The organism is Pseudomonas uvaldensis, assembly GCF_021271205.1.
Lineage (GTDB): Bacteria > Pseudomonadota > Gammaproteobacteria > Pseudomonadales > Pseudomonadaceae > Aquipseudomonas > Aquipseudomonas uvaldensis.
Genome location: NZ_JAIWKS010000049.1, coordinates 1 through 400 on the forward strand (window position 1 = coordinate 1; position 400 = coordinate 400).

Genomic DNA, 400 nt, shown 5'->3' on the forward strand with positions numbered 1-400 from the left:
GCCCAACGGCGCCACCCGCGCCTGGCGCTACAACGCCTACGGCAAGGTCACCGAAGCACGCGACGAACAGGGGCGCGTCACCCGCTACGAGTATGCCGACGACCTGCACCTGATCACCCGTCGTCTCAACCCCGATGGCAGCGAACTGAAGTACCGCTACGACTCGGCGCGGCTGCTGCTGACGGAAATCGAGAACGAATCCGGCGAAAAATATCAGTTGGACTACACGCCCAACGGCCTGATCCGACAGCAAACAGGCTTCGACGGCCAACGCACGGCCTATGCCTACGACCTCAACGGACACCTGCTGGAGAAAACCGAGTTCGGCGATGACGGCAGCCAAAGGCTCACGCGTTACCAGCGCGACGCGACCGGGCGGCTGCAGCTCAAGACCCTGCCC

General features: G+C 63.8%; 1 protein-coding gene. It reads left to right on the forward strand.

The annotated features are described in order from the left end of the window. A partial coding sequence (locus tag LCU97_RS26530; protein ID WP_232778218.1) for an RHS repeat domain-containing protein occupies positions 1 to 400 on the forward strand: 400 nt, incomplete at both ends.